General features: G+C 68.6%; 19 protein-coding genes. 6 read left to right on the top strand and 13 right to left on the bottom strand.

All coding sequences use genetic code 11. The features are described 5' to 3' along the window. Positions 1 to 107: 107 nt before the first annotated feature. Both AC3WTE_RS30435 and AC3WTE_RS30430 read right to left on the bottom strand, forming a co-directional pair. A complete protein-coding gene (locus AC3WTE_RS30435) occupies positions 108 to 1,064 on the bottom strand; it encodes an electron transfer flavoprotein subunit alpha/FixB family protein (RefSeq protein ID WP_492443169.1) in 957 nt (318 codons plus the stop codon). A gap of 46 nt (positions 1,065 to 1,110) precedes the next feature. Then, positions 1,111 to 1,911 (bottom strand): electron transfer flavoprotein subunit beta/FixA family protein, encoded by an 801-nt coding sequence (locus tag AC3WTE_RS30430; protein ID WP_459365743.1) that lies wholly within the window; start codon positions 1,909 to 1,911, stop codon positions 1,111 to 1,113. Between the two features lie 264 nt (positions 1,912 to 2,175). Between AC3WTE_RS30430 and AC3WTE_RS30425 the strand changes: the two genes are divergently transcribed. Genes AC3WTE_RS30425 through AC3WTE_RS30410 form a run of 4 tightly spaced genes read left to right on the top strand, consistent with a single transcriptional unit; the run spans position 2,176 to position 7,407 of the window. Then, the gene (locus AC3WTE_RS30425) at positions 2,176 to 2,982 is read left to right on the top strand and encodes a class I SAM-dependent methyltransferase (RefSeq protein ID WP_492443168.1); all 807 of its coding nucleotides are present in this window, start codon (positions 2,176 to 2,178) and stop codon (positions 2,980 to 2,982) included. A gap of 56 nt (positions 2,983 to 3,038) precedes the next feature. After that, on the top strand, positions 3,039 to 4,568 hold the full coding sequence (locus AC3WTE_RS30420) for a 1,4-alpha-glucan branching protein domain-containing protein (RefSeq protein ID WP_492443176.1): 1,530 nt from the start codon (positions 3,039 to 3,041) through the stop codon (positions 4,566 to 4,568). A gap of 60 nt (positions 4,569 to 4,628) precedes the next feature. Further along, positions 4,629 to 5,858: a glycosyltransferase family 4 protein gene (locus tag AC3WTE_RS30415; protein WP_492443167.1), complete on the top strand. Its 1,230-nt coding sequence runs from the start codon at positions 4,629 to 4,631 to the stop codon at positions 5,856 to 5,858. 49 nt (positions 5,859 to 5,907) lie between these two features. Beyond that, positions 5,908 to 7,407, top strand: coding sequence for a multicopper oxidase family protein (locus tag AC3WTE_RS30410; protein ID WP_492443166.1), 1,500 nt, complete (start codon positions 5,908 to 5,910; stop codon positions 7,405 to 7,407). Between the two features lies 1 nt (position 7,408). Here AC3WTE_RS30410 and AC3WTE_RS30405 read toward each other — a convergent pair whose 3' ends face one another. After that, positions 7,409 to 8,146, bottom strand: coding sequence for an acyltransferase (locus AC3WTE_RS30405; protein ID WP_492443165.1), 738 nt, complete (start codon positions 8,144 to 8,146; stop codon positions 7,409 to 7,411). A 64-nt stretch (positions 8,147 to 8,210) separates the two neighbouring features. On the opposite strand from AC3WTE_RS30405, the gene AC3WTE_RS30400 reads away from it, so the two are divergent. Next, positions 8,211 to 9,542: an outer membrane protein assembly factor BamB family protein gene (locus AC3WTE_RS30400; protein ID WP_492443164.1), complete on the top strand. Its 1,332-nt coding sequence runs from the start codon at positions 8,211 to 8,213 to the stop codon at positions 9,540 to 9,542. Between the two features lie 7 nt (positions 9,543 to 9,549). Here the strand turns inward: AC3WTE_RS30400 and AC3WTE_RS30395 are convergent, their stop codons facing one another. The 8 genes from AC3WTE_RS30395 to AC3WTE_RS30360 all read right to left on the bottom strand — a co-directional run bounded on the left by AC3WTE_RS30395 (position 9,550) and on the right by AC3WTE_RS30360 (position 15,867). Then, entirely contained in the window at positions 9,550 to 10,245 is a 696-nt protein-coding gene (locus tag AC3WTE_RS30395; RefSeq protein ID WP_459365749.1) for an esterase, read from the bottom strand. Between the two features lie 103 nt (positions 10,246 to 10,348). Next, positions 10,349 to 11,554 carry a THUMP-like domain-containing protein gene (locus AC3WTE_RS30390; RefSeq protein WP_492443163.1) on the bottom strand — a complete coding sequence of 402 codons (1,206 nt, stop codon included), beginning with the start codon at positions 11,552 to 11,554 and terminating at the stop codon, positions 10,349 to 10,351. Positions 11,555 to 11,594: 40 nt separating this feature from the next. After that, positions 11,595 to 12,632 carry a class I SAM-dependent methyltransferase gene (locus AC3WTE_RS30385; RefSeq protein WP_492443162.1) on the bottom strand — a complete coding sequence of 346 codons (1,038 nt, stop codon included), beginning with the start codon at positions 12,630 to 12,632 and terminating at the stop codon, positions 11,595 to 11,597. 71 nt (positions 12,633 to 12,703) lie between these two features. After that, complete coding sequence (locus AC3WTE_RS30380; RefSeq protein WP_492443161.1) at positions 12,704 to 13,366, bottom strand: enoyl-CoA hydratase-related protein; 663 nt, start codon at positions 13,364 to 13,366, stop codon at positions 12,704 to 12,706. Next, positions 13,366 to 14,166 (bottom strand): NUDIX hydrolase, encoded by an 801-nt coding sequence (locus AC3WTE_RS30375; RefSeq protein WP_492443160.1) that lies wholly within the window; start codon positions 14,164 to 14,166, stop codon positions 13,366 to 13,368. Before AC3WTE_RS30375 ends, AC3WTE_RS30380 begins: the two co-directional genes overlap by 1 nt. After that, entirely contained in the window at positions 14,163 to 15,026 is an 864-nt protein-coding gene (locus AC3WTE_RS30370) for an ABC transporter ATP-binding protein (RefSeq protein ID WP_492443159.1), read from the bottom strand. The genes AC3WTE_RS30375 and AC3WTE_RS30370 overlap by 4 nt, the downstream gene beginning before the upstream one ends. After that, entirely contained in the window at positions 14,963 to 15,628 is a 666-nt protein-coding gene (gene yczE, locus AC3WTE_RS30365) for a membrane protein YczE (protein ID WP_492443175.1), read from the bottom strand. The genes AC3WTE_RS30370 and yczE overlap by 64 nt, the downstream gene beginning before the upstream one ends. Before the next feature lie 95 nt (positions 15,629 to 15,723). Continuing rightward, positions 15,724 to 15,867 carry a hypothetical protein gene (locus AC3WTE_RS30360; RefSeq protein ID WP_492443158.1) on the bottom strand — a complete coding sequence of 48 codons (144 nt, stop codon included), beginning with the start codon at positions 15,865 to 15,867 and terminating at the stop codon, positions 15,724 to 15,726. A gap of 62 nt (positions 15,868 to 15,929) precedes the next feature. Between AC3WTE_RS30360 and yczR the strand changes: the two genes are divergently transcribed. Further along, positions 15,930 to 17,381, top strand: a complete 1,452-nt coding sequence (gene yczR / locus AC3WTE_RS30355; protein ID WP_492443157.1) for a MocR-like transcription factor YczR — start codon at positions 15,930 to 15,932, stop codon at positions 17,379 to 17,381. 18 nt (positions 17,382 to 17,399) lie between these two features. On the opposite strand, the gene AC3WTE_RS30350 is transcribed toward yczR, so the two are convergent. Then, entirely contained in the window at positions 17,400 to 17,714 is a 315-nt protein-coding gene (locus AC3WTE_RS30350; RefSeq protein ID WP_459365757.1) for a hypothetical protein, read from the bottom strand. 82 nt (positions 17,715 to 17,796) lie between these two features. Then, positions 17,797 to 19,020 (bottom strand): phosphoserine phosphatase SerB, encoded by a 1,224-nt coding sequence (serB, locus tag AC3WTE_RS30345; RefSeq protein ID WP_492443174.1) that lies wholly within the window; start codon positions 19,018 to 19,020, stop codon positions 17,797 to 17,799. Positions 19,021 to 19,055: the final 35 nt, after the last annotated feature.

Genomic DNA, 19,055 nt, shown 5'->3' with positions numbered 1-19,055 from the left:
ACAGTCCTCCGAAAACGACACGGTCGCCGCAACCTCTCACATTCGTGAGTGTTGCGACGACCGCGCGAACCCGCCTTGGTTCCGGGGCACTTTTGCAGGTGCTGAAACTAGCCCTTGCGAGCCTTGATGGCGTCGGTCAGCTGCGGGGCGACGCTGAACAGGTCGCCCACGATGCCGAGGTCCGCGATCTCGAAGATCGGGGCCTCTTCGTCCTTGTTGACCGCAACGATGGTCTTGGACGTCTGCATGCCGGCGCGGTGCTGGATGGCGCCCGAGATGCCGAGGGCGATGTACAGCTGCGGGGCAACGGTCTTACCGGTCTGGCCGACCTGGAACTGACCGCCGTAGTAGCCCGAGTCGACCGCGGCACGGGAAGCACCGACGGCACCGCCGAGCGAGTCGGCCAGGGCCTCGACGACCGCGAAGTTGTCGGCGCTGCCGACACCACGGCCACCGGCGACCACGACGCTGGCCTCGGTGAGCTCCGGACGGTCACCGGCAACGGCCGGCTCGCGCGAGGTGATCTTGGTGGCGTTCTCGGCCTGGGCCGGAACCTCGACGTTGACGACCTCACCGGCGCCGTCGGCCGGGGCGGCCTCGACAGCACCCGGACGGACCGCGATCACCGGGAGCACGTCGTTGGCCTGGGCCTCGACGGTGTAAGCGCCACCGAAGATGCTGTGCACACCGATGCCACCGGCCTTGACGTCGACGACGTCGACCAGCAGGCCGGCACCCAGGCGAGCGGCCAGACGACCGGCGACCTCTTTGCCCTCGGTGCTGGCGACAGTCAGAACCGCGGCGGGGCTGGCCGACTCGACGAGAGCCTCCAGCACGTCGACGGTCGGGGTGACCAGGAAGTTGGCCGCGTCAGCCGACTCGGCGACGTAGATCTTGGCCGCACCGGCGGCCTTGAGGGCGTCGGTCAGCGGAGCAGCGGTGCCGGGCGCACCCACCACAACTGCCGACGGCTCACCGAGCACACGGGCAGCGGTGATCAGTTCGGTGCTCACCTTCTTGAGGGCACCATCGGCGTGCTCGACGAGCACAAGTACTTCAGCCATGCGTATTTGCCTCTGTGTCTTTCTGGAAGTTTCGGTGTGGTGGGGGCTAGATCAGCTTCTGACCAACGAGGTACTCGGCGATCTTGTTGCCGCCCTCGCCCTCGTCGGCGATCTTCTCGCCCGCGGCCTTGGCCGGCTTCGGCGTCGACGACAGCACCTTGCTGCTGGCGTTGGCGACACCGACCTCGTCGGCCTCGACACCGATTTCAGCCAGCGTCAGCACGGTGACGGGCTTCTTCTTGGCGGCCATGATGCCCTTGAACGACGGGAAGCGGGCTTCGCCGATGCGCTCGTTGACGCTGACGACGGCGGGCAGTGAAGCCTCCAGGCCGAAGACGCCCTCGTCGGTCTCACGCTCACCGGTCACCTTGCCGCCCTCGACGGAGATGCTCCGCAGGGAGGTCAGCTGCGGCAGGCCCAGCAGCTCGGCGATGACCGCGGGAACCGCGCCACCGACACCGTCGGTGGACTCGTTGCCGCCGATGACCAGCTCGGCGCCCTCGATGGTGCCCAGCGCGCGGGCCAGGGTCCAACCGGTCTGGATGATGTCCGAGCCCTTGAGCTGGTCGTCCTTCACGTGCACCGCGTTGTCGGCGCCCATGGACAGAGCCTTGCGGATGGCCTCGGTGGCCCGCTCCGGTCCGACGGTCAGCACGGTGACGGTACCGGCGCCGCCGGCGGCCTCTTCCTTCTCCTTGATCTGCAGCGCGGCCTCGACGGCGCGCTCGTTGATCTCGTCGAGCACCGCGTCCGCGGACTCGCGGTCGAGAGTGAAGTCGCCGTCGTTGAGCTTGCGCTCCGACTCATAGTCAGGGACCTGTTTGATCAGGACCACGATGTTCGTCATGGGTGTGGTTCGTCCTCCTCGATGAGGCCGGCGGTCGGCCTGGCATTCACGATTAACGCAACGACCAACATGTTACTACTCGGTAACTTATGTGGCATGGCGCAGGAACACCATAGCTGGTCGAGCGCTGCCCGAGGATGCCGCCTTTTGTTTTCTTGACCACACTCGGGGCCGTTCGGCAACATGACAGAACCAGCAGGTGGGACGGCCCAATCGATTGGGCCCGGGAATTCTGATACCAGTCTGGGCTAGCCTGCCTATCTAATGAGCACTTTTTCCGAAACCCAGCCGGTCGAGCCGTCGGCTGAACCGCTCGTGCCGGTCATGCCACTGACCGGCGAGCGCACGGTCCCGGACCTGGCGGAGGAGAATTACTGGTTCCGTCGCCACGAGGTGGTCTACCGGCGCCTGGCCGAGCGCTGCCGCGACCGCGACGTGCTGGAGGCCGGCGCCGGCGAAGGCTACGGCGCGGACCTCATCGCCGACGTCGCGCGCCGGGTGATCGGACTGGACTACGACGAGTCCGCGGTGGCGCACATCCGCGCGCGTTACCCGCGGGTCGAGATGCATCACGGCAACCTCGCCGCACTGCCACTGCCCGATGCCTCGGTCGACGTGGTGGTCAACTTCCAGGTGATCGAACATCTGTGGGACCAGGGGCAGTTTGTCGCCGAGTGCCTGCGCGTGCTGCGCCCGGGCGGCCGCTTGCTGATGTCGACACCGAACCGCATCACCTTCACCCCCGACAGCGACACTCCGCTGAACCCGTTCCACACCCGGGAACTCAACGCGGCCGAGATGACCGAACTGCTCACCGAACAGGGCTTCGCCATGGAGGCCATGCTGGGCGTCTATCACGGCGACACGCTGCGCGAGCTCGACGCCCGCTACGGTGGCTCGATCATCCAGGCGCAGATCGACCGCGCCGTGGCCGACGCACCATGGCCCGCGGACCTGCTGGCCGACGTGGCTGCGGTGACCATCGACGATTTCGACCTGCTGGATGCCGCTGCCGCCGGCACCGATATCGACGACAGCCTCGACCTGGTGGCAATCGCGGTGCGGCCGTGAGTGATTCGCCGAGGCCTGACCCCGGGTCCTGCCCGCCGAGCGCACTCGTACCGGGGATGTTCACCCTGGTACTGCACACCCACCTGCCGTGGCTCGCGCACCACGGCCGCTGGCCGGTCGGCGAGGAATGGCTGTACCAGTCGTGGGCGACGGCATATCTGCCCCTGATGCGGGTGCTCCGCACGCTGGCAGAAGAGGGACGCGGCCATCTGCTCACCCTGGGCATGACGCCCGTCGTCACGGCCCAACTGGACGATCCGTACTGCCTGGCCGGCATGCAGCAGTGGCTGTCCAACTGGCAGCTGCGCGCACTCGAGGCGACAACCGTTCGGGACGGCGGCACCCCCGATACCTTCAATTCTCCGGAAGCGTTGCGCGCCTTCGGTATTCATGAATACCAGCAGGCCGGCGCAGCACTGGCCGAATTCGCCGACCACTGGCAGCACGGCGGCAGCCCGGTGCTTCGCCGGCTCATCGGCGCCGGCACCATCGAGTTGCTCGGCGGCCCGCTGTCGCATCCGTTCCAGCCGCTGCTCAACCCGCGGCTGCGGGAGTTCGCGCTGCGCGAGGGCCTGGCCGACGCCGGCGCCCGGTTCGCGCACACCCCGGGTGGCATCTGGGCACCCGAATGCGCCTACGCCCCGGGCATGGAAACCGGTTACGCGGCCGCCGGCGTCACCCACTTCATGGTCGACGGACCGTCGCTGCACGGGGACACCGCGCTCGGCCGTCCGGTCGGCGAGTCGGACGTCGTCGCCTTCGGCCGCGACCTGCAGGTCAGCTACCGAGTGTGGTCCCCCAAGTCCGGCTATCCGGGGCACCCGGCCTACCGCGACTTCCACACCTACGACCACCTCACCGGCCTCAAGCCTGCGCGAGTCACCGGCCGCACCATCCCGTCGGAGTCGAAAGCGCCCTACGAGCCGGAGCGCGCCGACGCCGCCATCGATACGCATGTCACGGATTTCGTGAATACCGTTCGGCGCCGGCTCATCTCGGAGTCCGAGCGCACCGGACGCCCGGCGCACGTGGTCGCCGCATTCGACACCGAGCTGTTCGGGCACTGGTGGCACGAGGGGCCGGAATGGCTGGGGCGGGTTTTGCGAGCGCTGCCGGCCGCCGGCGTCCAGGTCGGCACCCTGTCCGACGCGATCTCGGGCGGCTTCGTCGGCTCCCCTGTGGAACTGCCGCCGAGCTCCTGGGGTTCGGGTAAGGACTGGCAGGTCTGGTCCGGCGAGCAGGTCGCCGACTTCGTGACGCTCAACGCCGAGGTCGTGGACACCGCACTGACCACGGTGGACAAGGCACTGGCTCAGGATTCGGCCTACCCGGCACGGGACCGCGTGGCGGACCAGATCCTGCGCGAAGCCCTGCTGACGGTCTCGAGCGACTGGCCCTTCATGGTCAGCAAAGACACCGCAGCGGAATATGCTCGCTATCGCGCGCATCTGCATGCGCACGCCACCCGGGAGATCGCCGGTGCCCTCGCGTCTGGACGGCGCGACCAGGCCCAGCACCTCGCGGAAGGTTGGAACCGCGCCGACGGACTGTTCGGCGCCCTGGATGCCCGGAGGTTGCCGCGATGAGCGCTTGCGCGAAGAGCCGAGTGCACCGATGAGCGCTTGCGCGAAGAGCAGAGGGCAACGATGAAAATCCTCATGGTCTCGTGGGAATACCCACCCGTGGTGATCGGTGGCCTCGGCCGCCACGTCCACCATCTGGCCGTCGAGCTGGCCGCCCTCGGTCACGAGGTCGTGGTGCTGTGCCGCCGGCCCGCGGGCACCGACCCCAGCACGCACCCCACCACCAATGAAGTGCACGAGGGCGTGTGGGTGATCTCCGCCGCCCTGGACCCGAACGAGTTCACGTTCGGCACCGACATGATGGCGTGGACGCTGGCCATGGGGCACGCCATGGTGCGCGCCGGTCTGAGCCTGCGCGACTGGACCCCCGACGTCGTCCACGCGCACGACTGGCTCGTCGCCCATCCCGCCGTCACCCTGGCCGAGTTCTTCGACGTGCCACTGGTTTCCACCATCCACGCCACCGAGGCCGGCCGGCACTCCGGTTGGCTCTCCGGCCCGGTGAGCCGCCAGGTGCACTCGCTGGAATCGTGGCTCGTCCACGAGTCCGACTCGCTGATCACCTGCTCGGTGTCCATGAGCGAGGAGATCACCGAGCTGTTCGGTCCCGAGCTACCCGACGTGAGCGTGATCTGCAACGGCATCGACACCGCAGGCTGGCCATTCGCGATGCGGCGCAAGCATGACGGCCCGGCCGAGCTGCTGTTCGTGGGCCGCCTGGAGTACGAGAAGGGCGTGCACGACGTCATCGCCGCGCTGCCCCGAATCCGCCGCACCCACCCGGGCACCACGCTGACCATCGCCGGCGACGGCACCCAGTACGACTGGCTGATCGAGGAAGCCCGCAAGGCCAAGGTCAGCAAGGTGACCAATTTTGTTGGCCGCGTTGACCATTCCGGGCTGCTGGAGCTGCTGCACCGGGCCGACGCCGCCGTGCTGCCCAGCCATTACGAGCCGTTCGGCATCGTGGCACTCGAGGCGGCCGCGGCCGGTACCCCGCTCGTGACGTCGAACGTCGGCGGCCTCGGCGAAGCGGTGATCAACGGCAAAACCGGCGTCTCCTGCCCGCCGCGGAACGTCGGCGCGCTGGCGTCCGCGGTCCGCAAGGTGCTCGACGATCCGCCGGCCGCGCAGCAGCGGGCCCTGGCCGCCCGGGACCGGTTGAACCACGACTTCTCCTGGCAGACCGTCGCCGCCGAGACTTCGGACGTCTACCTGGCCGCCAAACGTGGCGAGCGCCTGCCCCATGCGCGCCGCCCCATCGTCGAACGCCCGCTGCCCGACCGCGGCTGAATTCACTCAGCCCTTGACGTAGATACCCCCCGGGGGTACAAACGGCAGAGTGTTCACTCGCCGTAGTTTCCTGATCGCCTCTGCCATCACGGGCGCCTCGGCGCTTGCCGCGTGCAGCAAGACGCCATCCCCCGCCGCGACCGGCGGCATCGATCAGCAGGCCATCCAGAAAGCGATCGTCGCGGCCGAGGCCGCCCGTCCGCACACCGGCCGCACCGTCTCGGTGGCACTGCGCCCGCAACCGGCCACCGTCGACCTCGGCGGCGTCACCGTGCAGACGCTCGCGTACGGCGATCAGGTACCGGGCCCGCTGATCCGCGCGTCGGTCGGCGATGAGCTCTCGGTCCGCGTCACCAACGGGCTCGACCACGACACGTCGATACACTGGCACGGTATCGCGCTGCGCAACGATATGGACGGCGCGTCCCCCGCGACGCCGAACATCAAGCCGGGCAACGACTTCACGTACACGTTCTCTGCCCCGCATGCCGGCACGTACTGGGCGCATCCGCACACCGGCCTCGACACCGACTACGGGCTGTACCTGCCGGTGATCATCGACTATCCGGCCGACGCTGCTCGCTATGACGCTGAATGGATTGTGGTCCTTGACGATTGGACGTCAGGAGCCGGCAAGTCACCGCAGCAGATCTACGACGGCCTGCGCGCCATGTCCACCATGGACGGACACGACATGAGCAGCATGGGCGATATGCCCATGGCGACGAGCCCGCTGCTCGGGGGCGACGCAGGCGACGTCAAGTACTCCTATTTCCTCGCCAACGGTCGAATTCCCGCCGCACCAACGGTTTTCAACGCCAAGTCCGGCCAGCGCATCCGGCTGCGCATCATCAACGCCGGCGCCGACACTGCGTTCCGCGTGGCCCTGGCCGGGCACCGCATGACCGTCACGCACACCGACGGCTTCCCGGTCGACCCGGTGGACGTCGACGCACTCCTGCTCGGCATGGGCGAGCGGTACGACGTCGTGGTCACTGCCGGCTCGGGGGTCTTCCCGTTGGTCGCGGTGGCCGAGGGCAAGGACGGTGCCGCGCGTGCCCTGCTGTCGACGGGCGCCGGCACCGCACCGGACCCCGCGTTCCGTCCCGCCGAGCTGACCCGCCGCGTCGGTACCGTCGCCGATTTCACGGCCACAAAGGCCGTCGATCTCGGCCCCATCACCCCGGACGTGACGCTGGCTGCCGAACTCACCGGGTCGATGATGAAGTACGACTGGGGCATCAACGGTCGGCCGTTCGACAATCGGCAGCCGCTCACCGTGCGCCAGGGCCAGCGGGCCGCCATCACCTTCACCAACTCCACGGCCATGTGGCATCCCATGCACCTGCACGGGCACACCTTCCAGGTGCTGCAGGCCGGTGAAGGTGAAGCCCGGCGCGGCCCGCGCAAGGACACGCTGATCGTCCTGCCCAAGCAGAAGGTCACCGTCGCCCTCGTCGCCGACAACCCCGGCGACTGGATGCTGCACTGCCACAATGCCTATCACCAGGAGGCTGGCATGATGACGACTCTCGACTACACGAGCTGAGCTACCGGGAGCTCTTCTTGCGCTCGATGTCGGCCAGGGCCCGCGCGAGTTCTTCCCGCTCGGCGGCCGAGGTCTCCCAGTCCAGCTTGCGGTTCCTGACCACCTTGGCCGGCGCACCGACGGCGATGGAGAAGTCCGGAATCTCGCCCTTGACCACCGCGTGGGCGCCCAGCACACAGCCGCGGCCGATGCTGGTGTTGCGCAGGATGGTCACCTTGGCGGCGACCCAGGTGTCCGGACCGATCCGCACCGGGCCCTTGACGATGCCCTGGTCCTTGATCGGCAACTCCATGCTGTCCATCTTGTGGTCGAAGTCGCAGACGTAGCACCAGTCGGCCATCAGCGCCGACTCACCGATCTCGATGTCCAGGTAGGTGTTGATGACGTTGTCGCGGCCCAGCACCACCTTGTCGCCGAAGCGCAGCGAGCCCTCGTGGCAGCGGATCGTGTTCTTGTCGCCGATGTGGACCCAGCGGCCGATCTCCATCTGCGCCAGCTCGGGCGTGCACTGGATCTCCACGCCCTTGCCCAGGAACACCATGCCGCGCGTGATGATGTGCGGGTTGGCCAGCTTGAACTTCAGCAGCCGCCAGTACCGCACCAGGTACCAAGGGGTGTAGGCCTTGTTGTCGAGTACCCATTTGAACGACTCGAGGGTGAGGAAGCGCGCCTGTCGCGGATCGCGCAACCGCGAACCTCGCCATCGTTTGTGAATCGGTGCGCCCCACATCGTCGTCATGGCCGCAAAGCCTACGCGAGGCGAAATCGGACATTCGCCGGTCTCGGGCTAGTCTCGGGACTCGATGCCTGCACACCGAATGCGCCGTCTTGCCGCCCGAACGGCCACCGTTGCCGCCACCCTGCTGACCTCGGCCGTCACTCTGACCATCGCCGGGTGTGGCAACACCGATTCCTGGGTCAAGGCCCATCCGTCGGACGGCTGGCCGGCACAGTATGGCGACGCCGCCAACAGCAGTTTCACCACGCTGGCCGGAGCGAGCAGCCTGAAGCAGGACTGGGCCCGGTCGGCCAAGGGCAACCTCGGCGCCCAGGTGATCCTCGGCTCCGGCAGCTATCTGGCCATCAACGCACAGTCGGCGGCCGGTTGCTCGCTGATGGTCTGGGAGAGCGACGAGCATGGCCGGCAGCGCTGGTGCACGCGGCTGTGGCAGGGCGGCGGTATGTCGAGTCCCCTTTTCGACGGCTTCGACAACATGTACGTCGGCCAGCCCGGCGCCATCATGTCGTTCCCGCCGACGCAGTGGATTCGCTGGCGTCAGCCGGTGATCGGGATGCCGACGACGCCGCGCATCCTGTCGCCCGGCCAATTGCTGGTGGTGACGCACCTGGGCCAGGTGCTGGTGTTCGACGCGCACCGGGGCCAGACCATCGGCGCACCGCTGGATCTGGTCAGCGGCGTCGACCCCTCCGACTCCGCGCGCGGCCTGGCCGATTGCCAGCCCGCCAAGGCGGGCTGCCCCATCTCCGCAGCGCCCGCGTACTCCCCCGACACCAACATGGTCGTGCTGGGTCTGTGGCAACCGGGCGCCGACGCACCCGCGCTCGTGGGACTGCGCTACCACGAAGGCCAGACTCCGCTGCTGACCCGCGAATGGACCAGCACCGCCGTCGGCGGTGGCCCGATCGCCAGTCCCGTGCTGTCCGCCGACGGCAAGACCATCTACGTCAACGGACGCGATCAGCACCTGTGGGCGGTGAACTCCGCCGACGGTAAGGCCAAATGGTCCGTCAACCTGGGCTTCCAGGCGCAGACGCCGCCATCGGTGACGCCGGACGGCCTGGTGGTCGCGGGGGGCGGGCCCCAGACCAAGCTCGTCGCGGTCAAGGACAAGGGCGACAAGGGCGAGGTGGCCTGGTCGCGCAACGACGTCGAGCCGCTGACGACGTCCACCCGGGCCGGCCGCGACGTCGGGTACGTCGTGGTCCGCGATGGTGACCATCCAGGTCAGGCTGGCCAGGCACTGTTGGTCTTCTCCCCCGCTGACGGCCACACGGTGAACAGCTACCCGCTGCCGGGTGCCACCGGATGGCCGGTCGGGGTGTCCATCGGGCACGACAAGCGCGTCGTGACCGCGACCAGTGACGGCCAGGTCTACGCCTTCGCCCCCGCCTGAGGCGTGATCAGGCCAGCATCGCCTCGATCGGTGCCCGCGGCACCGTCACCTGCACCGCGCCTGCGGATTCCGGCAACACCTGTCCCTGGCTGAAGAAGAAGATCAGCGAGTCGTTGGTGATCGCGAAGTTCTGATAGGTATCGGGATCCAGCCCGGCCGCCGGGGGCATCAGCACGGGCTGCGCGGACTGCCTGACCAGCTCACCCTGAACCATCGGCAGGATCACCGGAAACGGTTGTGCGCCAGGGGCGAACAGGTTCTCGATGGTGATCGGCTTGCGCTGGTTCTGATCCCAGTTGAACGACTTGTAGAAGGTCTGCGGGTGGGCGCCGCCTACGTCCTGGAAGGTCTTGAACACCACCGATTGGGTGTTGCGGGGCGGGATCGCCGCGGTGTACTGGGTCGCGCTGGTGTCCAACTCGTACGACGTCTCGTGCGGCCCAGGCATCTTCGCGACGTTGACGTATCCGTCGCGCGTCTGGGTGATGTAGTCGACGACGGCCTGCTGGTCTGGGTAGTCGATCGGATAGCTGATGTTGAGCGCGTAGCCGCGTGAAGTGTCGCGAATCTGGCACATCCGCGAGCCGTCGACGACACCGCCGAGGTCGGAGCATTTCGCCGGGTTCGCGGTCGCAAGAGGCATGCCGAGCCAACCGACCGCGCCTGAGGCAGCGATCACTGCGGCGAGAGCGGAAAGGCGCATGTGGTGGATCCTCCGAGGGATGAATGAATGGCGGCACATCGCCGCCGGTTCTAGCGTACCTGGCAGGCCCACCCGGACCGGGCATGAACTGCGACCTGGGTGTTCATCGCGAGGGCCGGCAAATGAAGGCCGTCGGCCGGGCCGCGGCGCCGGTGCCGATACGGGTGATCACCACCGACAACTGCGCACCCGACCGCTGCAGCTTCAGTTTGGACCGCAGCGCGTCCGGGTCGACGTCGACGCCGCGAACCAGGATTTCGACGGCGGCCGCGCCGTGCGCGGCGAGCGCCTGCCGCAGTCGCTTCTCGTTGTAGGCGATCTGCTCGATGACCTCGAATCCCCTTGTTTCGCTGGGCAACTCGTCACCGGACAGGTAGGCGATCGCGGGGTCCAACTGCCACAGGCCATGGCGTGCCGCGTAGTGGCGCACCAGACCTGCACGGACCACCGCACCGTCGGGGTCGACGATCCACCGGCCCACGGGTGCCGAGGGGCAGTCGCTGGGGTCGGCATCGGTGAATTCCTCGGCCACCTGGCCGGTCTTGTCCAGCACGGTGGCCCGGCGGGTGACCCCGGCCGCGGTCAGGCCCGGCGACCACAAGCAGGCTTCCCGGACGCTGCCGGCGAGCGACGTGATCTGCACCTCGCCACTGAATCCGAGTTCGGCCAGCTGCCCGAAATCGACGCCGGGAGCGCACTTCACGACCAGGTCGCGACCCCGGTACACCTGCAGGAGCTCGTCCAGGGGCGGGGCGTAGTCGCGGGGATCGAACTTGCGACGCCCGGAACTGCGCCGGGCCGGGTCGACGACCACCACCGCGTCCCGGGTCACCGGGTGCAGGGCATCGGCGCGGCACAATTGCGCGCGGTCGCCCACGTTGTGCTGCGCCATGGCCAGCCGCACCACGTCGAGATCGCTGCCGATGAGCGGGGACGCCGAAACGCCCGAATTACTGAGCGCCGCAAGCTCTGTCCCGATCGAGCAAGTCGCATCGTGTACGACGCGGCCGGAGAGCCGCCGCGCGCGGTGCACCGCGACGGCTCCCGCCGTCGCCTGCTGCAGCGCTTCGTCGGTGAACAGCCAGCCGGTGACGTCGCCGAGCTCGGTCAGTTTGGCCGCGGCCCGGCGGCGCAGCAGGACCGTCTCGACCAGCACCGCCGCACGGTCGCCGAAACGCGAACGCGCCCAAGCAATGTCGGAGACCCGCCCGGCATCGGTCAGAGGCCGGGCAGCCACCTCGGCGAGCGCCTCCTGACCGGCTCCGGTCAGATAGGCGACATCGTCGAGCGTGAAGGCATACCCGCTCACGTCGGGAGCGTCAGGTACGACACGTCCGCCGAGGACAGAGTCAGGACGGCTTGACCCCGGTGATCATCACGTTGTAGAACCAGCCCTTGGGCACGATGCGGCGCCACACATTGGCGTCGAACCAGCTCAGCGTGGTCCAGCCACCGAAAGCGAACTTGGCCCACTTGAAGCCGAGCTTGCCCGGAGGCACCGTCGACTCGAAGGTCCGGACCGGCCAGCCCAGCATGGCGGCGGTGAATTCCTCACTGGCAGTGGCTACTTCGACCGCACCGGCGTTCGTGGCCATGCGCTCCAGGTCGGCGGGATCGAAGGTGTGCAGGTCGACGATCCACTCCAGCGCCGCAGCGCGCGAGTTCTCGTCGAGCTCCTCCTGCGGTCGGCGCCAGGACTCCAGGCCGGGCAGCTTCATGGCCGAGACGGTGGTCTTCCAGGTCAGGTCGGCCAGGCGCCGGGCGTAGAAGTTTCCGACCGTGGTGGGCTCGCCGGCGAAGATGAAGCGGCCGCCGGGCTTGAGCACGCGGACGACCTCACGCAGCGACAGCTCCACGTCGGGGATGTGGTGCAGCACCGCATGGCCGACGACAAGGTCGAAAGTGTTGTCCTCATAGGGAATTCCCTCGGCATCGGCGACGCGGCCGTCGATGTCCAGACCGAGCGCCTTGCCGTTACGGGTGGCGACCTTGACCATGCCCGGAGACAGGTCGGTGACCGAGCCACGGCGGGCGACGCCGGCCTGGATCAGGTTCAGCAGGAAGAAGCCGGTCCCACAACCGAGCTCGAGTGCCCGGTCGTAGGGCAGCTCACGCTGAACCTCGTCGGGGACGATGGCGTCGAAGCGACCGCGGGCGTAGTCGATGCACCGCTGGTCGTACGAGATCGACCACTTGTCGTCGTAGCTCTCGGCTTCCCAGTCGTGGTACAGAATCTGCGCCAGCTTGGTGTCGTGGCGTGCCGCCTCGACCTGCTCGGCGGTCGCATGCGGGTTCGGCGCCTGGTCAACAGCCTGGTCAACCACGTCGGATACCTGGGCGGCAGCGTCGGCTGCGGCGACCCCGGACGTCTGGTCGGTACTCGTCATGCAGGTCAGCCTAACTGCCCGGTCACCCGGAGTTCACATCCACACTTCGCCTGCACCCGCTGAGCACCGGTTCAGCGGGTCCCGAACGCTGCCTTGGCTGTGGCCAGCGCCTCGGGCGAGGTGCCGGAGAACCTGCGTGCCCACTTCTGCGCCTCGTCGTAGACGTGGTCCGGCGCCACCAATTGGTCGATGAGCCCCAGGGTCACCGCTTCCTCGGCGCCGGCGAACCGGCCGCTGAACACCAGGTCCTTGGCCCGGCTGTCACCGATGGCCGCAGCCAGGCGCACGGCCGCACCCTCGGCAGGGGCCCGGCCCGACAGAATCTCCGTGGATCCAACCTTCACGTTGTCGCCGCTGATCCGCCAGTCCGCGGCCAGTGCCAGCGTCAGACCGCTGCCCAGCGCGTAGCCGGTGACCGCGGCGACGGTCGGCCGTGCAATGGCGGCGACGGCGTCGACCGCGGCCCGGCACACCGCGCCCGCGACGCGCGCTTCCGCGGCGTCGAGGGTGCCGGTCTCGTGGTCGTCGTCGCCGGTGCAGAACACCTCATGGCCGCCGTACACGATGACGGCGTTGACATCGGGCCGCTCGCCCAGCTCCTCGGCGGCCGCGGCGATCTCCCGGCACATCTGGCGGGTCAGGGTGTTGCGCGGTGGCCGGACCAGCAACAGGGTGCCGACGCCGTCGGTGACGTGGATTTCGACGAATTCTGCGGCGAATTCTCGCCTGGTCATCACTGGGTCCTCCCGCCGCGAGCAGCCTTGTACCGCTCGGCGTCGAAGAACTCGATATCCCAGGTGCCCTCGCCCACGGTCAGCACGGGCTCGATGGGGACGATCTTTCGCTCGTCCTTGAGGAGTTCCCCGACGCTGCGGCCAGTCAGCGAGCTCAGTTGAGTCCACGTGGGCGGCAACAAGAACGAATGGCCCTGTTCGAACTCGGTGAGCGCCGCTGCCGGTGTGCGCCAGGCGACGTGGTCACTCTCGGTGTTGTTGCCGTCGGCACGCTGGCCGGCCGGCAGGGCGCCGACGAAGAAGAAGGTGTCGTAGCGGCGGGTGCGTTCCTCTTTGGGGGTGATCCAGTTGGCCCACGGCCACAGCAGGTCAGCGCGCAACATCAGCTTCTCGCGCGCCAGGAACTCGCCGAACGACAGTTCGCGGCTCTCCAGCGCGGTGCGGGATTCGTGGTAGACGGTCGCGTCAGAGACGATGCCGTCCGGATCGTCCACCGGCCCCGCGAACAGGACGCCGGATTCCTCGAAGGTCTCGCGGGCGGCGGCACACACCAGCGCACCGGCCAGTATCGGGTCCACTCCGAACTTCTCGGCCCACCAGGTGCGGTCGGGTCCGGTCCAGGCGACGTCGGCTTCCCGGTCACGCTCGTCGACGCCGCCGCCGGGGAACACCGTCATGCCGCCGGCGAAAGCCATGGACATGGTTCGGCGCATCAGGAAGACCTCGATGCCCGGGGCGCCGTCGCGCACCAGCATCACAGTGGCCGCGGGCCTGGGGTGCAGCGGATCAGCTTCGGTCATGTACGCCTCCTGTGCGCCGCGCGACTGCGGGTACGGCGAGCGAAGTAGCGCCCGTCGAGGTACTCCAGGGCAATCGACTGGCCGAAGGCCTGGGAGAGATTCTCGGATGTCAGCACGTCGCGCAGCAGGCCGGCGGCGACGGCCTGACCTTCGGCGAGCAGCAGGCAGTGCGTGAAGCCCTCCGGGATCTCTTCGACGTGGTGGGTCACCAGGACCGAGGCCGGGGCATCCGCGTCCGCAGCCAGATCGGCCAGCCGGGCCACCAGTTCTTCGCGCCCGCCGAGGTCCAGCCCGGCGGCCGGCTCGTCGAGCAGCAACAGCTCCGGGTCGGTCATCAGGGAGCGGGCGATCAGCACTCGCTTGCGCTCGCCCTCGGACAGGGTGCCGTAGCGGCGGTCGGCGAGGTGTTCGGCGCCGACGCTCTCCAGGGTGTCCAGCGCGCGGTGGTAGTCGACGTCGTCGTACTGTTCGCGCCACCGGCCCAGCACGGCGTACCCGGCGGAGACCACCAGGTCCCGCACCACCTCGTCGTCCGGTATCCGCTGCGACAGCGCCGAACTGCTGAGCCCGATCCGCGACCGCAGCTCGGACATGTCGGTGCGGCCCAGCCGCTCGCCGAGGACGAACGCCGTGCCCGAGGACGGATGTTCGACCGCGGCCGCCATGCGCAGCAGCGACGTCTTGCCGGCGCCGTTGGGGCCGAGGACGACCCACCGCTCGTCGAGTTCCACCGACCAGTCGATCGGACCGACCAGGGTGGCTCCGCCGCGGCGCAGTGTCACCCCGGAGAATTGGATCAGGAGGTCCGGATCTGGCAGGGCGTCGAGTTCTGCGGGATTGTCGCTGAAGGCGCCGGGCACTCGCTCATCGTAGCCACGGCCGGTTCATCCTCTTGTCGGCCGGCCCGGTCCCCCACCACGTGCGCCCAGCCGCTGGCAGCGAGCCACCGACCCGGGGTGCACCGCAGCACCAGTTGCACCAGCGGCCCAATCCCCAAGGCGTACACCAGGGTTCCGACGCCGACAGTGCCGCCCAGCAGCCACCCCGCAGCCACCACGGTGACCTCGATGCTGGTCCGGACCAGTCGCACCGACCACCCGGTCCGGGCCACCAGCCCCGTCATCAGCCCATCACGCGGACCCGGCCCCATCCCGGCACCGATGTACATCACCGTGCTCAGGGCGTTGAGCACGACAGCGCCGACCATCATCACGGTGCGCACCGGCAGCGTCGCCGGCTGCGGCAGCACCGCGAGTGCGGCGTCGACGGTGACGGAGATGACGATGACATTGGCGACGGTGCCGACACCCGGCCGGGTCCGCAGCGGAATCCAGCCCAGCAGCACCACGACGCCGACGAGCGCCGTGGCGCCGCCGATGGTGAGCCCGGTGTGCTTGGCGAGGCCCTGATGAAAGACGTCCCACGGGTCCAGGCCGAGGCCGGCCCGCACGAACAGCGCCATCGAGAGGCCGTACCCACTCAGACCCGCCAGCAGCAGCGCCGAGCGGACGGCACCGGCTGTCACGCGGGAGCCAGGGGCGCGTCTTGCCGTCACGGTCACCTGTGGTCCTGGAAGCGAGCGCGGATGGCGTCCAGTTCGTGCCGCACCCGGGCAGCATCGAGATCGTGGACATCGGCGCGGTTGTCGCGCCTCGACTGGGCCCGCTTCTCCGCCAGTTTTGATAGCCAGTTCGTTCGCATATTTCCAGTTTCTCGACCAACTGGCTTGCCATTCAATAGCCAGTTATCCAATACTGGCTTCAATGTCGATCGAGATGTCAGCCAGATCACTGGACGAAGTCCTACTGGCACGAGAACTGGGCAACTGGCGCACCTCCAGCCTCAGCGGTCCCGCCTATCTGGGCCTGGCCGACGCGATCCGCCTGCTCATCGTCGACGGCCGTCTTCCGGTCGGCGCCCGGTATCCCAGCGAACGCGCGCTGGCCGACGCCCTGCGCGTCTCCCGCACCACCGTCACCGCCGCCTACGCCCAGCTGCGCGAGGACGGCTACCTCAATGCCCGGCGCGGCGCCCGCAGCACCACGGCGCTGCCGCACGCAGCGACGGCGGCCGGGCCCATCCCCGCCGTGCGGACAGGCACGCTCAGCCTGGCCGATGCCGCTCCGTCCGCACCGGCGGCCGCCACCCTCGAGGCCTTCGCCCGCGCGGCCCAGCGCCTGGCCCCGCATCTGCACGACATCGGCATCGAACTTGCCGGCGTCTCCGAGCTTCGCCAGGCTATAGCCGAAAGATATTGCGCCAGAGGCCTTCCCACCGATCCCGACGAGATCATGGTGACCACCGGAGCGCTGCACGCGATCAATCTGGTGCTGGCCACCTATGTCCGCCCGGGCGACCGGGTGCTGATCGAACAGCCGACGTACCACGGGGCCATCTCAGTGATCGCCGCATCGGGAGCCCGCCCGGTGCCGGTCAGCATGACCGACGACGGCTGGGAACTCGATGCCACGGCGGCCGCCATGCGGCAACTGGCCCCGACTCTGGCCTATCTGATCGTCGACAACCACAACCCGACCGGGCTGAGCCTGCCGGCCGCAGGCCGCGAACGCCTCGCGCGCATCATCTCCGAGACCCGGACCCGCACCATCATCGACGAAACCATCTGCGACATCTGGCTGGACGAGCCGCTGCCGCCGCCGCTGGTCTCCTATCTGGACAGTCGCCGCGACCTGGTGATCACCGTCGGCTCGATGTCGAAGTCCTTCTGGGGCGGCCTGCGGGTCGGCTGGATTCGCGCCGAACGGTCCACCCTGGCCGCCATCGCGGCGGTCCGCCCGTCGATCGACCTGGGCACCGCCATTGTCGAGCAACTGGCGTCGGCCGACCTGCTCCGGCAGGCCGAGACCGTGCTGCCGGCTCGTCGCGAACTGTTGCGCACGCGCCGAGAATTGGTGAGTTCGCTTCTGCAGGAACAACTTCCGGACTGGACGGCCAGCCCGTGCCACGGCGGCATGTCGATGTGGATGCGGCTGCCCGCGCCCATGAGCTCGGCGCTGTCCGCCGCCGCGTCACGAATGGGGCTCGTCATCCCGGCGGGTCCGCGCTTCGGAGTCGACGGCACCCTGGAGCGCTTCATCCGGGTGCCCTACACCCAGCCAGAGGAGCGCCTGCGCGAATCGGTTGCCGTGCTGGCTCAGGCTTGGCGCAGCGTCACCGGCGCGGGTACACCGGACGCGCACGCCCTCATCGTCTGAGTCGGTGGTCTGGAGCGCTTACTGGTTGCTCTGGATGAGGCCGATGCAGGTACCGATGTGCTCCGGTGTGCACGGAATGCCGTTCACCGTCTGCAAGCCGCCCACCGACTGGGTGACGTTCGCGCCGCCGGTACCGCTGTTGGTGGTCTGCGGCGGCACCGCCTGCGGGCCGACCCCCGTCGACTGGCCGCTGACGCACACGCCGTCGAAATGGCTGGGCACCGTGCCCCACGGGCAGGCGTAGGCCGGGGCGGCGGCCGTCAGCGAGACGACCGACAAAGGACCGGCGACCAGCGCGACAGCACTCACACCAACCAGAACCGCACGCTTCATGTCACCATCTCCCCACAATTGCGCAGCAAATCAACATCAACAGTCACCACTGTAACGCCACACCGGACTCAGTGCGTCCTCGCTACGGAATCTCGACCCTGCGCACCACGCCGTCAACGGCGTCAGCGGCCTCGATCTCGCCACGCGTGATGCCCAGGATGAACAGCACGGTGTCCAGGTACGGGTGGCTCAGCGACGCGTCGGCGACCTCCCGCAGCGCCGGCTTGGCGTTGAACGCCACCCCGAGCCCGGCGGCCGACAGCATGTCGATGTCGTTGGCGCCATCGCCGACCGCGACGGTCTGCTCCATGGGCACGCCGGCCTGGTTGGCGAAGTCGCGCAGCGCCTTGGCCTTGCCGGGGCGGTCGACGATCGGGCCCGTCACCCGCCCGGTCAGCTTGCCGTCGACGATCTCCAGGTGGTTGGCCGCCACGAAGTCGAGCATCAGTTCTTCGGCCAGCGGCTCGATCACCTGACGGAACCCGCCCGACACCACACCGCAGTGGTAGCCCAGCCGGCGCAGCGTACGCAGCGTGGTCCGCGCGCCGGGGGTGAGCTCGATCTGGTCGGCCACCTCGTCGACCACCTCGGCCGGCAGGCCGGCAAGCGTCGCCACTCGTTCCCGCAGCGACTCCTCGAAGTCCAGTTCACCGCGCATGGCGGCCTCGGTGATCGCGGCGACCTTGGCCTCGGCGCCAGCGCGGGCGGCCAGCATTTCGATGACCTCGCCCTGGATCAGTGTCGAGTCGACGTCGAACACGATGAGCCGCTTGGCCCGGCGGGCCAGGCTGTAATCCTCGAGCGCGATGTCGACGCCCTCGTCCACCGCGACACGGGCCAGCGCGGCCTGCAACTGGGCGTAGGCCCCGCCCACCGGCGGCACCGACACCCGCAGTTCCAGACCGGTCACCGGGTAGTCGGACACCCCGCGGATGAAGTCGATGTTCACCCCGAGCGCCGCGACCTCACGAGCGACGACCGTGAAGGCACCGGCGGTGATGGGCCGGCCCAGCACCACGATGGTGTGGGTCGACGGTTCGGTCAGGACGGGCTGATCGTCACTGCTGTCGATCGCGACGTCCAGGCCCAGCTCTCCGATGGCCTGCTGGACATCGGCGCGCAACGTGTCGACGGCCACGTCGGCCGGCACGGCCACCAGCACGCCCAGCGTCAGGCGGCCACGGATGACCACCTGCTCTACGTTCAGCAACTCGACGTTGTGCCGCGACAGCACGCCGAACAGCGTCGACGTGACGCCCGGCTGGTCGAGTCCGGTGACGGTGATCAGCACCGACCCGTTTGGCATTGTCTCCTGCGTCATCCGTCAGGTCCCCTAACGCA

Source organism: Mycobacterium sp. FW102-FHT13B02 (assembly GCF_058790275.1).
Note: the sequence above shows the minus strand (reverse complement) of the source record. Positions and strands in the feature narration are given on the sequence as shown.